At 62.2% G+C, this 14,166-nt stretch carries 13 protein-coding genes and 3 pseudogenes; 4 read left to right on the top strand and 12 right to left on the bottom strand.

All coding sequences use genetic code 11. The features are described 5' to 3' along the window. The 12 genes and pseudogenes from X735_RS01000000166590 to X735_RS136045 form a co-directional block, all read right to left on the bottom strand. Positions 1-754 (bottom strand): annotated as a pseudogene (locus X735_RS01000000166590) (TCP-1/cpn60 chaperonin family protein); the annotation flags it as partial. 64 nt (positions 755-818) lie between these two features. Next, positions 819-989: a hypothetical protein gene (locus tag X735_RS1000000170160; protein ID WP_245273325.1), complete on the bottom strand. Its 171-nt coding sequence runs from the start codon at positions 987-989 to the stop codon at positions 819-821. Continuing rightward, a pseudogene (locus X735_RS1000000170165) lies at positions 969-1,226 on the bottom strand (co-chaperone GroES); the annotation flags it as partial. The pseudogene X735_RS1000000170165 and the gene X735_RS1000000170160, both read right to left, overlap by 21 nt. Positions 1,227-1,656: 430 nt before the next feature. Then, complete coding sequence (locus tag X735_RS136085; protein ID WP_023814405.1) at positions 1,657-2,640, bottom strand: beta-ketoacyl-ACP synthase III; 984 nt, start codon at positions 2,638-2,640, stop codon at positions 1,657-1,659. After that, the gene (locus X735_RS136080) at positions 2,637-3,902 is read right to left on the bottom strand and encodes an adenosylmethionine--8-amino-7-oxononanoate transaminase (RefSeq protein WP_023766586.1); all 1,266 of its coding nucleotides are present in this window, start codon (positions 3,900-3,902) and stop codon (positions 2,637-2,639) included. The genes X735_RS136085 and X735_RS136080 overlap by 4 nt, the downstream gene beginning before the upstream one ends. After that, positions 3,902-4,537, bottom strand: a complete 636-nt coding sequence (gene bioD, locus X735_RS136075; protein ID WP_023735844.1) for a dethiobiotin synthase — start codon at positions 4,535-4,537, stop codon at positions 3,902-3,904. Before bioD ends, X735_RS136080 begins: the two co-directional genes overlap by 1 nt. Then, positions 4,534-5,682, bottom strand: a complete 1,149-nt coding sequence (locus tag X735_RS136070) for an 8-amino-7-oxononanoate synthase (protein WP_023814406.1) — start codon at positions 5,680-5,682, stop codon at positions 4,534-4,536. The genes bioD and X735_RS136070 overlap by 4 nt, the downstream gene beginning before the upstream one ends. Continuing rightward, positions 5,679-6,677 carry a biotin synthase BioB gene (gene bioB / locus X735_RS136065; RefSeq protein ID WP_050592767.1) on the bottom strand — a complete coding sequence of 333 codons (999 nt, stop codon included), beginning with the start codon at positions 6,675-6,677 and terminating at the stop codon, positions 5,679-5,681. The genes X735_RS136070 and bioB overlap by 4 nt, the downstream gene beginning before the upstream one ends. A 94-nt stretch (positions 6,678-6,771) precedes the next feature. Beyond that, complete coding sequence (nadC, locus tag X735_RS136060; RefSeq protein ID WP_031214027.1) at positions 6,772-7,626, bottom strand: carboxylating nicotinate-nucleotide diphosphorylase; 855 nt, start codon at positions 7,624-7,626, stop codon at positions 6,772-6,774. Then, positions 7,626-9,167 carry an L-aspartate oxidase gene (locus X735_RS136055; protein ID WP_023766590.1) on the bottom strand — a complete coding sequence of 514 codons (1,542 nt, stop codon included), beginning with the start codon at positions 9,165-9,167 and terminating at the stop codon, positions 7,626-7,628. Before X735_RS136055 ends, nadC begins: the two co-directional genes overlap by 1 nt. Then, on the bottom strand, positions 9,164-10,138 hold the full coding sequence (gene nadA / locus X735_RS136050) for a quinolinate synthase NadA (RefSeq protein ID WP_023766591.1): 975 nt from the start codon (positions 10,136-10,138) through the stop codon (positions 9,164-9,166). The genes X735_RS136055 and nadA overlap by 4 nt, the downstream gene beginning before the upstream one ends. A gap of 67 nt (positions 10,139-10,205) precedes the next feature. Continuing rightward, positions 10,206-11,174, bottom strand: a complete 969-nt coding sequence (locus X735_RS136045) for a membrane protein (RefSeq protein WP_023735838.1) — start codon at positions 11,172-11,174, stop codon at positions 10,206-10,208. A 173-nt stretch (positions 11,175-11,347) separates the two neighbouring features. Here X735_RS136045 and panB point away from each other — a divergent pair, with 173 nt between their 5' ends. The 4 genes and pseudogenes from panB to X735_RS1000000168465 form a co-directional block, all read left to right on the top strand. Continuing rightward, positions 11,348-12,208, top strand: coding sequence for a 3-methyl-2-oxobutanoate hydroxymethyltransferase (panB, locus tag X735_RS136040; RefSeq protein ID WP_023766592.1), 861 nt, complete (start codon positions 11,348-11,350; stop codon positions 12,206-12,208). Beyond that, positions 12,205-13,068, top strand: coding sequence for a pantoate--beta-alanine ligase (panC, locus tag X735_RS136035; RefSeq protein ID WP_023814409.1), 864 nt, complete (start codon positions 12,205-12,207; stop codon positions 13,066-13,068). The genes panB and panC overlap by 4 nt, the downstream gene beginning before the upstream one ends. Before the next feature lie 92 nt (positions 13,069-13,160). Continuing rightward, positions 13,161-13,886 carry a LuxR family transcriptional regulator gene (locus tag X735_RS136030; RefSeq protein WP_023735835.1) on the top strand — a complete coding sequence of 242 codons (726 nt, stop codon included), beginning with the start codon at positions 13,161-13,163 and terminating at the stop codon, positions 13,884-13,886. A gap of 93 nt (positions 13,887-13,979) precedes the next feature. Further along, a pseudogene (locus X735_RS1000000168465) lies at positions 13,980-14,093 on the top strand (acyl-homoserine-lactone synthase); the annotation flags it as partial. Positions 14,094-14,166: the final 73 nt, after the last annotated feature.

The following is a 14,166-nucleotide window of genomic DNA, read 5'->3' on the forward strand; positions in this document are numbered from 1 at the left end:
ACGCGGCCCTGGATCTCGGCCTTCTTGCCGGCGCCGTCGACGATGGTGGTGTTCTCCTTGGAGATCGACACCTTCTTGGCGCGGCCGAGCATGTTGAGGCCGACGTTCTCGAGCTTGATGCCGAGGTCTTCCGAGATGACCTGGCCACCGGTGAGGATGGCGATGTCTTCCAGCATGGCCTTGCGGCGATCACCGAAGCCCGGCGCCTTGACGGCGGCGATCTTCAGGCCGCCACGCAGCTTGTTGACGACCAGCGTGGCCAGAGCCTCGCCTTCGACGTCTTCCGAGATGATGAGCAGCGGCTTNTCGTGCCGACCTGGGCAACTTCCTCGGAGGTCTTGATCTTCTTGGCAGCCTTGCCGAGCGCCGCGACGACTTCGACGACGGCCAGATCGATGCCGCGCTTCAGGTCCATCGGGTTCATGCCGGCGGCTACCGCCTTGTGGCCTTCCTGGACGATCGACTGCGCCAGAACGGTCGCGGTCGTGGTGCCGTCGCCGGCGATGTCGTTGGTCTTCGAAGCAACTTCGCGGACCATCTGCGCGCCCATGTTCTCGAACTTGTCTTCAAGCTCGATTTCCTTGGCGACGGTGACGCCGTCCTTGGTGATGCGCGGGGCGCCGAACGACTTGTCGATGACGACGTTGCGGCCCTTGGGGCCGAGCGTGACTTTCACCGCGTCGGCGAGGATGTTGACGCCGCGCAGCATGCGCTCGCGGGCATCACGGGAGAATTTTACGTCTTTGGCAGCCATTTTTAGCTCCTGGCAGGGGCTTTGATCGAGCCCGGGAATTCAGTTGACGGGGAAAGGCCTGATATCAGCCGATGATGCCCATGATGTCGGATTCCTTCATGATCAGAAGGTCTTCGCCATTGAGCTTGACTTCGGTGCCCGACCACTTGCCGAACAGGATGCGGTCGCCGGCCTTGACGTCCAGCGGGACCAGCTTGCCGGCTTCGTCGCGNATCAGCAGGTCCTCGCCGTCGATCTTGACCTCGGTGCCCGACCATTTGCCGAACAGGATGCGGTCGCCGGCCTTGACGTCCAGCGGGACCAGCTTGCCAGCTTCGTCACGAGCGCCGGAGCCGACGGCGATGATCTCGCCTTCCTGCGGCTTTTCCTTCGCCGTATCCGGGATGATGATCCCGCCGGCGGTCTTGGATTCGGATTCGACCCGGCGAACGACCACGCGGTCATGCAGCGGCCGGAAATTCGACTTTGCCATTTTTGGATGTCCTTGGTGCGGATGTTGAACGGTTCTCCGTTGCCGGAGCGTGCTTAGCACTCAGCGGAAGCGAGTGCTAACGCGGCAATGAGATAAGCCGCATGCTCCTGCTAGTCAAGACGAAAGAGCAAAGAGCAAAGAGAAAAGAGCAGACAGCAAAGAGAAGAGAGCAAAGAGCGTGTAAGCATCGAGCCTTTTATGTGAACAATGTCGGGTATCAGACATATATGGGGCGGCTCACCCTTTGTATTTGAGCTTTATTCAGATGGCACGAATGATGCAACAGGTGATGCATTTGATCTCATCCAGAGGCTCGCACGGGGTCGTGCTGCGTCAGCTCGGTCGTGTCGAGCTTCAGAAGGCCATTTTGGCATTGGTTCTGTTGCCCTATTCCCATTCATGACCAGTCCTGCGCGCGTGAGCCGGCCGGCTAGATTCCAACCACGAGAGCGCCGCCGCTGAGACCCGCACCTGCCGCCGACAGAAGGATTTTCTCTCCAGGCTGGAATGGCTCCGTCTGGTTGGCGAGCGAGAGCGACAGCGGGATCGTCGCGGCCGAAGAGTTGCCGTATTCGGCAATCGTCTTGACAATTGCTTGGTCGGCGATGCCGAGGTTCCTCCCGACCGCGTCGAAAATCCGAGTATTGGCCTGATGGGGCACGAACCGGCCGAGATCGTGTGGCCGCACTCCGGCAGCGGCTAGAGCGCTTGTCGAGCAATCGGTCATCATCTCCACGGCCATTGCGAACACTTCGCGGCCGTCCGTCATCCTCATTCGGGTTTGCGCGAGATCGAGGTCACCGTGGAACGGCTTGTTGCTTCCTCCTGCGGGAATCTGGATCAGCCCGTATCGCGAGCCGTCCGAAGCCACCGAGGCACCGAGAATGCCCCGATCAGCATCATCGCACTGACCGATCACCAGGGCGCCGGCGGCATCGGCAAACAGGACCGAGCTTGCGCGCTCGGCTGGATTGATGCGGCGGCTGAGGATATTGGCGGCGATAACAAGGCTCGCTTTGCCGTGCAGGCGGGTAAATCCGTCCGCAAACATCAGCGCATAGATGAAGCCGGCGCAGGCGCCGGTCAGATCCACCGCGCCTGCGCGGCCAAGGCCAAGCTTGTGTGCGACCAGCGGCGCGCTGGGCGGCAGAAGATGGTCGGGCGTCGAGGTGGCAAGCAACAGCAGACCGATGTCGTGGCGCGCAATACCGGCGTTCGCCAGCGCCATGTCGCCGGCCTGCGCAGCAAGACCAGACAGCGTGTCTTCGTCGGTTGCCCAGAAGCGCGACCGTATCCCGGTACGCCTTTCGATCCAGCCTGGATCAAGACCGAGATTGCTCTCGATTTCGGCATTCGCCACCTTTCGCCCAGGCGCATGATGGCCAAACCCGAGAATGCGCGACGACTTGCTCATGGCCTGGACCCGAAGCGTTCGCCCGCCTCCTCAATGGCGTCATAGAGTCGCTCGAGCTCGTCGCCGGTGATGCAATAGGGTGGCAGAAGGTAGAGGACATTGCCGAGCGGGCGCACAAGTAGCCCTCGCTCGAGGAAGAAAGCGCGCAGTTTCGGTCCGATCTCGGCGAGATAACCTGCGGAACCGGTTCGCAGGTCGAGCGCCGCGATCGTGCCGGTCGCCCGGCAGTCGGTGAAGAAGCTGTTGTCGCGAAAGCGTCGAAGCCCGGTGGCCTGCATTGCGCTCAAGGCCGCAATGCGCTCGGCCACCGGCTCGTCCCGCCAGATCTCGACATTGGCAAGTGCTGCCGCGCAGGCAATCGGGTTGGCAGTGTAGGAGCTCGAATGGAAAAATGTCTTCTTCCGGTCCTCGGAATAATGAGCCTGGAAGATGGCATCGGTGGCAAGCGTTACGGCCAGCGGGATGGCGCCGCCGGTCAGGCCTTTCGAGGTGCACAGGATATCTGGAGAGATCGATGCCTGCTCGCAGGCGAACATGGTTCCGGTCCGCCCCCAGCCGGTCATCACTTCGTCGGCGATCAGCAGCGTGCCGGAGGCCTCAGTGATCTTCTTCAATTCGGCCAGAACTGAAGCCGGATACATCAGCATGCCGCCGGCGCCCAGCACCAGCGGCTCGACGATTAAGGCTGCGGCTCGTCGATCGCGGGTCACAGCCTCTAAACGATCCAGCGTCTCTTGCTCGCGCCCCGCTGCCGGAAAGGGGATGGTGGCGACCTCGAACAGCAAGGGTTCGTAGGCGGCGTTGAACACGCCACGCGCACCGACGCTCATCGTCCCGATCGTGTCGCCATGATAGCTGTGATCCATGACGACGATGCGCGAGCGTGGGGCGCCGATATTGCGGAAATAACCGAGCGCCATCTTCAGCGCTACTTCGACCGAGGTCGAGCCACTGTCGGAATAGAACACCCAGTCGAGTCCAGCGGGAGCGAGGCCGACAAGCGCCTTGGCCAAGCGCTCTGCCGGCTCGTGCGTGAAGCCCGCAAAGATAATCTGGTCGAGGCTCGACGCGGTTGTCTCGATTGCCTTCATGATGCGGGGATGGCGGTGGCCATGTGTGACGACCCACCAGGAGGAGATGGCGTCCAGGATGCGGGCGCCGTCGGCCCTGCGGAGATAGGCGCCTTCAGTCCGGACGATTTCTGGGATCGCAGGCTCGAGCGCGTGCTGGGTGAAGGGATGCCACACATGAGACTGCGACATCAGTCACCTCCAGTAATCGAGGCGAAGGCGAAGCCGGCAATCATTGCGTCCCTCAGTGTCTTGCCGGTCAGCAGATCGAGGTGCGGCAGCCTGCCGAGCTGCGGCGCACCGCTGAATTCCACGATGGTCCGTTGCGTATCGGCCATCTCATCGCCGATGAAAGCGATGCCGGCCAACGGGATGGATCGGGCGCGGAGCGCCTCGATCGAGAGCAAGGTGTGGTTGATGGTGCCGAGCGTGGTGCGGGCGCACAGAATAACGGGCAGCCGCCATTCAGCGAAGATGTCGATGAGCCTTGTGCGCCGGTTAAGCGGCACCATCAGGCCGCCGGAGCCTTCGATGACGAGCGGCGTCGGTAGGACGGGAAAAGCAAGATCGGCAGCCTTGATCGCCACGCCGTCGATCTCGGCCGAACGATGCGGCGACAGCGGGCTCCGCAAGCGGTAGGCTTCCGGCAGCACGCGCTCTGAGGGCAAGCCGGCAAGCCGCGCGACCACTTCGCTGTCGGTCTCGCCGTCGAGGCCCGATTGCACCGGTTTCCAGTAAAAGCCGTCGAGCAAACCGGCGAGCCCAGCCGCAAACACGGTCTTGCCAACTCCCGTGTCGGTTCCGGTGATGACGATGCGTTGGGTCATACCGCCTCCGGTGATGTTTGGGCCAACACCTCGACCAGCGCCTCGACCATGGCGGAAATGTCGGCTTCGCCGATATTGAGCGTCAGTGAGATGCGCAGCCGCGACGTGCGCACGGTCGGAGGACGAATACCGCGTATGTCGAAGCCGCGGGCCTGCAGGCGCGCCGCCACTGCCATGGTGCGCCTGATATCGCCGATTACGAGGGGCTGGATCTGCGAGCCGCTGGGTATCACGCCGCAGCGCTCGGCCAGCTGGCGGCCGGCGAGGGCAACGCGTTCATGCAGCTGAACACGCCGCATAGGCTCGTCGGCGAGCATTGCGAGTGCTTCGCGCACTGCCACTGCCATCAGCGGCGATGGCGCGGTGGCGTAGATGAATGGCCGGCAACGGTTGATCAGATACTCGCACAGTGCCCTCGGCCCGGTCACGAGCCCACCAGATGCGCCGAGCGCCTTGCCGCAGGTGTGGAGCGCGACGATGTTGTCGCGGCCCTCGAAAGCGGCGGCAAGCCCCCGGCCGTCCGGTCCCCAGACGCCGGTCGAATGCGCCTCGTCAATGACGATGAATGCGCCGTGCCGATCGGCAAGCGCGACCAGGCTCTCCAAAGGCGCGCAGTCGCCATCCATGCTGTAAAGGCTCTCCACCGCGATCCAGACGCATCCCATGCCGCCTGCGGCGCGCCAACGTGTGATCGCATCCTCAACAGCGGTGGCATCGTTGTGCGCGGCCAGCACGAACTGTGCGCGCCCGGCCTGCGCACCCTCATGCATGCTGGCATGGGCGAGCTCATCGAGAACCAAAAGATCGCCCTTCCGCGGCAGGGCGCTCAGCAGAGCGAAGTTGGCGATGTAGCCGCTGCCGAAGAACAGCGCGCGGTCGGCTCCAAAGAATGCCGCCGCGTCTGCCTCGAGCTGCTCGTGTTCCGGTGCATTGCCGCGCAACAGCCGCGACCCGGTGGCGCCAACCGGCGTGCCCCGCGCAATCGCCGCCACAACAGCATCGCCAAGTCTCCTGGACGAGGCCAGCCCGAGATAGTCGTTCGACGAGAAATCGAGACCTGCGCGCGGCGCAAGCGTCCGCAGCCGGTCCTTGCGGGCCAGTCCCTGCAAGGTCGCGTCATAGCGGGCAAGCGGTGCCCCGTTCATTGCGCCTCGAGTTCCATCGGCTCAATGCCGAGACGGCGGAACAGAAGGCTATCCTTGTCCTCACCGGGATTGTCCGCCGTCAGCAGCGTGTCGCCGACGAAAATCGAGTTGGCACCGGCAAAAAAGGACAGCGCCTGCATCTCGTCGGTCATGGCGGTGCGGCCGGCGGAAAGACGCACATGCGATTTCGGCATCATGATGCGCGCCAGGGCGATCACGCGCACGAATTCGATCGGCTCGATGGGCTTGGCTTCGGCAAGCGGGGTGCCGGCGATCGGGATCAGCATGTTGATCGGGACGCTTTCCGGCGGCTCGGGTAGGTTCGCCAGCGTAACCAGCATGTCGATCCGGTCCACCGGATCTTCGCCCATGCCGACAATACCGCCGCAGCAGACCTTGATGCCGGATCGACGAACCTGCTCAAGCGTGTCGAGCCGCTCGGCATAGCCGCGCGTGCTGATGATCTCGCTGTAGTAGCGTTCCGACGTATCGATGTTGTGGTTGTAGTAGTCGAGGCCCGCCTGCTTCAGTCGAGCGGCTTGCTCAAGATCGAGCATGCCGAGCGTCATGCAGGTCTCCATGCCCAGCGCCTTGACGCCTTCGACCATCGCCACCACCGCATCCATGTCGCGCGCCTTGGGGTTTCGCCAGGCCGCGCCCATGCAATAACGCGTGGCGCCGGCATCACGCGCCTTGGTCGCCTCGGCGATGACGCGCCGGACCTCCATCAGCTTCGACGCCTTCAGGCCGGTTTCGTGACGCGCCGACTGGCTGCAATAGCCACAATCCTCCGGGCATCCTCCCGTCTTGATGCTGAGCAGCCGGCTGAGCTGGACCTTGTTTGGATCGAAATTCTGGCGGTGCACCGTTTGCGCCAGGAAGAGGAGATTGTTGAAGGGGGCATGGTAAAGTGCCTGAGCCTTCTCCAGGGTCCACGCTCCGGGGTCAGGGGATTGAGCCTGTGGCGATGTCTGCGTTGAACTTGCCGTTTGCATGTCCATGCTGTTCCTCCGGTCTGTCTTGCGGGGTCTTTGCTATCTGACTGTTGACGATCGGAGAGGACAGTTGACCCAATCCTGACTCAGACAATCATGAGCCCCGATGGTCGAGGCCGATATCCAGGATCGGCGCGCTGTGGATGAGTCGGCCGACCGAAATCAGATCAACGCCGGTCGCGGCAACCGCCCGCGCTGTATGGGACGTGATCCCGCCAGAAGCCTCGGTGATAGCGCGGCCACCGACCATTGCGACGGCGCGGCGAAGATCGGGGAGGGACATGTTGTCGAGCAGAACCGCATCGGGATCGAAGCCAAGTACCTCCTCCAACTGGGCCAGAGTATCGACTTCGACTTCGATCTTGACGAGATGACCGGCCGCTCTTCGTGCTCGCTCGAGCGCTGGGCGGACGCCGCCTGCGATGGCGATGTGGTTGTCCTTGATCAAGATTGCATCGTCCAGACCGAAGCGGTGATTGGACCCGCCACCTGCGCGCACGGCATACTTTTCGACTGCCCGCAATCCGGGCGTCGTCTTGCGGGTGCAGACGATCTTCGCGCCATACCCACGAACCGCAGCGACGATCGATGCCGTTGCCGTGGCGATGCCGCTCAGATGGCACAAAAAATTGAGTGCCGTCCTTTCGGCTGTGAGAATGGCCCGGGCCGGGCCAACCACTGATGCAATGATCTCTCCATCCACGACATTGCAGCCGTCTGCGCGCTCCACCGAGATTTCGACAGCAGGATCAATCAAGCCGAAAGCGAGCATCGCCAGATCGAGGCCGGCGACAACTCCGGACTGTCGCGCCACCAACACGGTTCCCGCTTGGTATTCCTTCGGGACGATGGCCTGCGTGGTCAAGTCGCCGGCTCTGCCAAGATCTTCAAGAAGAGCTGCCCGTACAAGCGGCTCAAGCACGACCGTGGGTAGCGGTGAAAGTGTCATCACTTCGGCCCTTCGAGACTTGGCGAGTGTCCGAGTCCCCGCGCTGTAGCCAAGGCGGCTTCGAGGGTGATTTCGGACCGTCGGGCGGCAGTCGCATGATGAGGAAAATCTGTCCGGTAATGAGCGCCGCGGCTTTCTTCGCGCAACAAGGCGGCAACCGCGATCATTAGCCCGACAGCCGCCGGATCCGAGACCGCATCCTTGCTTTCGGCGAGCGGCAATAAGGCACGCGCGGCTGCTTTCAAACCTTCACCATCCCGGACGATGCCGAGTGCGCGCGACAGGAAAACACGCACGCGTATCGGAGCGGGCGGTGGGTAAACGTTGGCAAACGCAGGCCTTGTTCTGCGCGCAGGCGTCCCGGCGACACTTTCAGCGACCCAGCGGGCGCACACGATGGCTTCTGTCAAGGAATTGCTGGCGAGCCTGTTGGCGCCATGCAGTCCTGTCGAAGCGACTTCGCCGCAGGCCCACAGCCCCTTGACGGAGGTTCTGCCGGAGCTGTCCACTGCAACGCCACCCATGTGGTAGTGTTGGGCCGGCCGAATGGGGATGAGATCGCGGGCGGGATTGATGCCCGCTCCACGACAGGCTGATGCGATTGTCGGGAAATGTCGAGCGAATGCCGGGCCAGGCCGTTGTCGGGCGTCGAGAAAAACACGGTGGCCGTCCGCAAGATGGTTCCACACGGCCCGGGCCAAGACATCGCGAGGCGCAAGTTCCGCCCCTGGCACGCTCTGGAGAAAAGCCTGGCCGGTTTCATCGATCAGGGCAGCACCTTCGCCTCGGACAGCCTCGCTGACCAGCGCCATAGGGCGTTCCGGGCCGTCAAGCGCGGTCGGGTGGAACTGGATGAATTCGAGGTCGGCTAGGACAGCTCCAGCGCGGGCCGCAAGTGCAAGGCCTTGTCCGCAACTTCCCCAAGGGTTCGTGGTGTCGAGAAACAGTCCCCCGATGCCACCGGTGGCGAGGACGACCCGCCGTGAGCCGAAGAAGAAAGGTCCGATCGAACAGCTCGCCCAGACGCCCCGGATCGCATTCTCTCGCACGGCCAGCCGGCGCGCTTCCACGCCCTCCACGACAACTATCGACGGAGTGGAACGCACAGCCGCGATCAGGGCACGCATGATCTCACGCCCGGTGCCGTCCCCATGCGCATGAACGATGCGACGTCGGCTGTGTGCGGCCTCCAATCCGAGGCACAGTGATCCTTTCGGCGTGCGGTCAAAGGGAACCCCAAAGGCCGCAAGCCCCTCTATCGCCTTGGGCGCGGCTTGGAGGATGCGGCTCGCCACGTCTCTGTCGCAGAGACCATCCCCGGCAGCAAGCGTATCGGCCAGGTGCATTGCCGGCTCATCGTCTTCGCCGAAACTTGCAGCCAGACCCCCCTGTGCCCAGGTGCTCGAATTGTCAGCTCCCAGCAGCGACCTTGACAGAAGAAGCACCGGCTCCGGCGACAGTTGAAGCGCGGTCATCAGTCCGGCGATGCCGCCGCCGATGATGATGGGACGCCCGAAGAAGCTGCGGAGGTCGGCGCTCAAACTGCCAGCATCCGTTCGACCGCAAGCCGCGCGCGCCCGGCGATCCCGGGTTCGATGGTTACGACATGTTGGTTCTGCTCGAGCGCCGTGCGGATGTTGGCAAGCGTGATCCGCTTCATGTGCGGGCACAAATTGCAGGGCCGGATGAACTCGACCTCTGGGTGCGCTAACGCGACGTTGTCGCTCATCGAGCATTCCGTCATCAGCACGACACGTGGCGGCCTTTGCCCTTCGACATAGTCGGACATGGCAGCCGTCGAGCCGGAAAAATCTGCTTCAGCCACGACGTCGGGCGGGCATTCGGGATGGGCGAGCACGACCACGCCGGGATGGCTTTCGCGCAACTCGCGGATGTCGGCCGGTGTAAAGCGCTCATGCACCTCGCAATGCCCTTTCCAGGCGATGATCTGTACATCGGTCTGGGCGGCGATATTCTGGGCCAGATATTCGTCCGGCAGCATGATCACCCGGAGAACCCCAAGGGATTCGACGACCGCCTTGGCGTTGCCGGATGTACAGCAGATATCCGACTCGGCTTTCACTTCGGCCGACGTGTTTACATAAGTAATGATCGGAACGCCGGGATAACGCTGGCGCATCAAGCGCACGTCTTCTGCCGTGATTGATTCCGCCAACGAGCAACCGGCGCTGAGATCCGGAATGAGCACGGTCTTGTCCGGATTAAGGAGCTTGGCCGTTTCGGCCATGAAATGGACGCCGGCCAGCACGATGACTTGCGCCTCGATCGTCGCAGCCGTGCGGGCTAATGCCAAGCTGTCGCCGACGATGTCGGCCACGCAATGGAAAATCTCGGGCGTCTGATAGTTGTGCGCCAGGATGATGGCGTTGCGCTCGCGCTTCAGTGCAAGGATCGCCTCGATATCGTCGACGAAAGCCGGCCATTCGATCGGCGGGATCACTCGCCGGACGCGCTCGTAGAGCAACGCGGCCGCAGGCAGCATGGCGCTCATCAACCCTCTCCCGCTTATACTCTAATTGAAAATAACCAGCATATACTTGCTGTGAGTATAAGGGATGTCAACCCCGCGCCAGCGGCAATTTTGTCCCGGCGATGAGCCTATCGTCGAGAACGGCGTGGCGGAAACGGAAAAGCTTCGCTGGCCGGCCGCCGGTCTCAGTAGTGGCCTCTCCGGTCTCCTCGACCAGTTCCTGCTGTTCGATCAGTCGGCGAAAGTTCGGCTTGTGGATGAGCCTGCCGGCGAGCGCCTCCACGGTTCGCTGCAGCTGCAAAAGCGTGAAGACCGTCGGCATCAGCTCAAAGACGACCGGCCGGTATTTGATCTTGGAGCGCAGCCGCGCAATGCCGGTCGCCACGATGCGGCGATGATCGGCGACCATGGACTTGCTGGGCACCAGCGGAGGGGGCGCCCCGTCCCGCCCTCTTACGGCCTCTTGGACCAAGCCTGCTTCGTAAACTAACTCATAGCGTTGCAGCGTGAGTTCCTCGTTCCAAAGGCGGTCGTCGAAGCCAAAGGCTATCGTCGCCCGCTGCCAGCGTTCACGTCGCGTGGCCGCATCGCGGACGCCGTTTGCCCATTCAATCAGGCGTGGTCGCAGAACATCCAGCACGACCGGAGGCGTGCCGGAGCGATGGTCCTCCCATGGAAAATATTCATACCAACTCTGCCATCCGCACTTGGGCGGGCCCGCTGCCTGTTCCTTGCGGGTCAATGCAAGATAGCTGATGGAGATGACGCGCTGCTGGCGCTCGGCGCCGATGCGATCCCGATCAGCGAACGTGTAGAGTTGCTCAATGTACCCCAGCCGATGGCCGGTCTGCTGCTCGACCCACCCCCTCAAGCCGGATTGCAGCGATCGGTGCTCAAGCGCAAAGGGACCGGAGGGCAAGGTGTCCGCCTGGCCGATGGTGAGGACACAGGGTTCACTGTCGTTTACGGCGACCACAAAGGCGATCAGGTCCACTTTGACGTCGTCGGCATTCACGGCGGCTCTGTCTTTCCTGAGTCGTATTGCCTGATCGTCCATGTTCGCGAATTGGTTTGCCAGCTCGGGGGGGCACTTAATCGATTTAGTGTAAGCGCGCCTGTCGGCACGTCAACACCCCACAGCTGCACGGCCATTTTTTTGCTCTTCGCACCTGCACAAAAATGTGCGAAAGGCGACACCCGCGGTTGGTAACGTAGGGGAAGGAGGATCCATTGAGCGCGTTTGGTGATACCAAGGCGATCACACCGCCGGATATTCGTTCGCGCAAAGGTGGGACGCCGCTCGTCTGCCTTACCGCCTATACCACCCCAGTCGCGCGGCTTGTCGATCCCCATTGTGATGTGGTGCTCGTCGGCGACAGCGTCGGCATGGTTCTCCACGGTCTGCCCTCGACGCTCGGTGTCACGCTGGAGATGATGATCACGCATGGCCAGGCGGTTCGCCGTGGCATCAAGCAGGCGCTGATGGTCGTCGACCTGCCGTTCGGTTCCTTCGAAGAAAGCCCAGAGCAGGCTTTCCGAAATGCTGCGCGCGTCATGGCGGAGACCGGCTGCACGGCCGTCAAGCTCGAAGGCGGCGAAACGATGGCAGAGACGATCGGCTTCCTCGCCGCACGCGGCGTGCCGGTCATGGCTCATGTCGGCTTGACGCCGCAGGCCATCAACACCATCGGTGGCTACCGCGTGCAGGGCAGGGGCGGGGATGCCGAGCGCATCAGGCGCGACGCACTTGCCGTGAGCGAAGCGGGCGCCTTTGCGATCGTCCTGGAGAAGGTTCCTGAGGCGCTCGCCCGCCGGATCACGGGGGAGGTGGCGGCCCCGACCATTGGCATCGGTGCCTCGGCAGCCTGTGACGGCCAGATTCTCGTCGTCGACGACATGCTGGGCCTCTTCGGCGACTTCCGACCCAAATTCGTCAAGCGCTATGCTGAACTGGGGGAGGCGGCTGCGGCTGCGATCGCTTCCTATGCGCACGAGGTGAAGGAGCGCCAGTTTCCGGCCGCCGAGCACGTGTTTGCCGATGCGCCCACGCCCGCCGACACGCAAGCCACCAAAAGCGGAGAAGCAGCGTGAGCGTGCCGATCGTCAGGAGCGCTGACCAGCTTCGCGAAATCGTCGCCGCATGGCGCCGCGAGGGCGTGAGGATTGCCGTGGTGCCAACGATGGGCGTCCTGCATGAGGGCCATCTCAGCCTGGTGCGCGCTGCACTCGAGAAGGCAGACCGTGTGATCGTGACGCTCTTCGTAAACCCGAAGCAATTCAACAGCCAGGCCGATCTTGCCGCGTATCCGCGCACCGAGGACGAGGATGCCGCCAAACTGGCACCGCTTGGCGCGCACCTGCTTTATGCGCCAGATGCAGAGGAGATGTATCCGGCGGGCTTCGCCACCACCGTTTCGGTGTCCGGTGTCAGCGAGGGCCTGTGCGGTGCCTTCCGGCCGGGACATTTCGATGGCGTGGCGACCGTCGTCACCAAGCTCTTCCTGCAGACCAGCGCTGACTTCGGCTTCTTTGGCGAAAAGGACTTTCAGCAAATTCACCTGGTCAGGCGCATGGCCCGGGATTTGGATATTCCAATCACCATTGTTGCCTGTCCGACAGTCCGTGAAGCCGACGGTCTTGCGCTATCATCGCGCAATGTGCGGCTCTCGCCAGCGCAACGCGCTGTTGCTCCCAAGCTATCATCGGTCCTGCTCAAGACGGCTGAGCGGCTTGGGCGCGGCTCACCCGTCCTGCCAACGCTTGCAGAATCTCGCGCAGCAATTCTGGCTGCAGGCTATCGCGAGGTCGAATACCTGGAACTTCGCGAAGAGGCAGATCTGCACCCGATGCCAAGCCTTGATCGACCGGCACGGTTGCTTGCCGCGGCCTGGCTCGGCGGCACACGTCTCATAGACAACGTCAGACTATTTCGGATTGGTTCAACAGATTAGCCACGTTCTCGGCACGCGCTGTATCCGTCCGGGATCGTTTAAAACAAGGTCTCTGCCTGGCATTGAGCGAACGGAGGTTACGCACAGGGCAAATGCATCGCGTGTTTGAGAACTTCGTCGAGCAACTGTCTGCAAGTGTTGATGCTGCCGATCTCTGTGAGGCAATGGCCTCCGCTGCAGCCGGCTTCGACTTCCCGCTATTCGCCTATTTCACTTACCCGTCGGCCTCCGGCGACGCCCCCCAATTGATTTCAAACTATCCTTCATCCTGGACATCACGTTATCTGCAACAGCGGTACCACAGTCTTGATCCGGTCATCCTGCGCGGGCTGCAAGGCTGGGATACATTCGATTGGGGTGTGGACCGCGCTCGACACTGTCTGCCGAATTCGCAGCAACAAATTCTGGAGAGTGCGGCTGAGTTTGGCATCTGCGGCGGCCTGACGATGTCCATGCATGATCATCTCGGCCGGTTTGCTGCCCTGACCTTTGCTTCCGACGAGTCCCGTCCGCTTCTGTTGCGGTCACTGGCACGTTACGAAAAAGCATTGCAGCTGGTGGCCATCAACTTTCATATCCATGTCCGGCGCAGGCTCGCCGATGATCGCGTGGTGGATGGTGTAACGCTCACCCCGCGGGAGTTCGAGTGCCTGAAATGGGCAGCGCGCGGCAAGTCGGCTTGGGATATCAGCCAGCTTCTCGGCGTCTCAAAGCGCACCGTGACTTTTCACTTGGAAAACGCCAAGGCAAAGTTTGGCGTTCGAACGATCAACCAGGCCGTTGCACGCATGGCTGCCTCCGGCCAGACGAGATCCTGATTCTTCAGCCACGATACCTGTAAACCTCTACAGGCTGCATCGCTGTCAGCTTTGCCCTTCGATGGCGGGAACACATCCCACATGGAGGCGACCATGATGCAACTGATAACACCAGACTTTTACAACGAGTTTGCAGGCGAACTCAAAGAGATGCACGGGCTCAGGTTTCGGGTGTTCAAGGAAAGGCTCGATTGGGAAGTTGATACTGACCTGCCACTGAGTTTTTCCTCCATCTGAGATTAGAGTCCGGCCCTTGATTGAAGGACGGACTGATGAAGAG

The organism is Mesorhizobium sp. L2C084A000 (assembly GCF_000502875.1).
Classification (GTDB): domain Bacteria; phylum Pseudomonadota; class Alphaproteobacteria; order Rhizobiales; family Rhizobiaceae; genus Mesorhizobium.

Coding starts and splice junctions, on each gene's coding strand:
- X735_RS136085 (WP_023814405.1), bottom strand. CDS start 2,640: ATGAGCAAGTCGTCGCGCATTCTCGGGTTTGGCCATCATGCGCCTGGG.
- nadC (WP_031214027.1), bottom strand. CDS start 7,626: ATGACACTTTCACCGCTACCCACGGTCGTGCTTGAGCCGCTTGTACGG.
- X735_RS136045 (WP_023735838.1), bottom strand. CDS start 11,174: ATGGACGATCAGGCAATACGACTCAGGAAAGACAGAGCCGCCGTGAAT.
- X735_RS136070 (WP_023814406.1), bottom strand. CDS start 5,682: ATGAACGGGGCACCGCTTGCCCGCTATGACGCGACCTTGCAGGGACTG.
- bioB (WP_050592767.1), bottom strand. CDS start 6,677: ATGCAAACGGCAAGTTCAACGCAGACATCGCCACAGGCTCAATCCCCT.
- X735_RS136030 (WP_023735835.1), top strand. CDS start 13,161: ATGCATCGCGTGTTTGAGAACTTCGTCGAGCAACTGTCTGCAAGTGTT.
- X735_RS136080 (WP_023766586.1), bottom strand. CDS start 3,902: ATGTCGCAGTCTCATGTGTGGCATCCCTTCACCCAGCACGCGCTCGAG.
- nadA (WP_023766591.1), bottom strand. CDS start 10,138: ATGAGCGCCATGCTGCCTGCGGCCGCGTTGCTCTACGAGCGCGTCCGG.
- bioD (WP_023735844.1), bottom strand. CDS start 4,537: ATGACCCAACGCATCGTCATCACCGGAACCGACACGGGAGTTGGCAAG.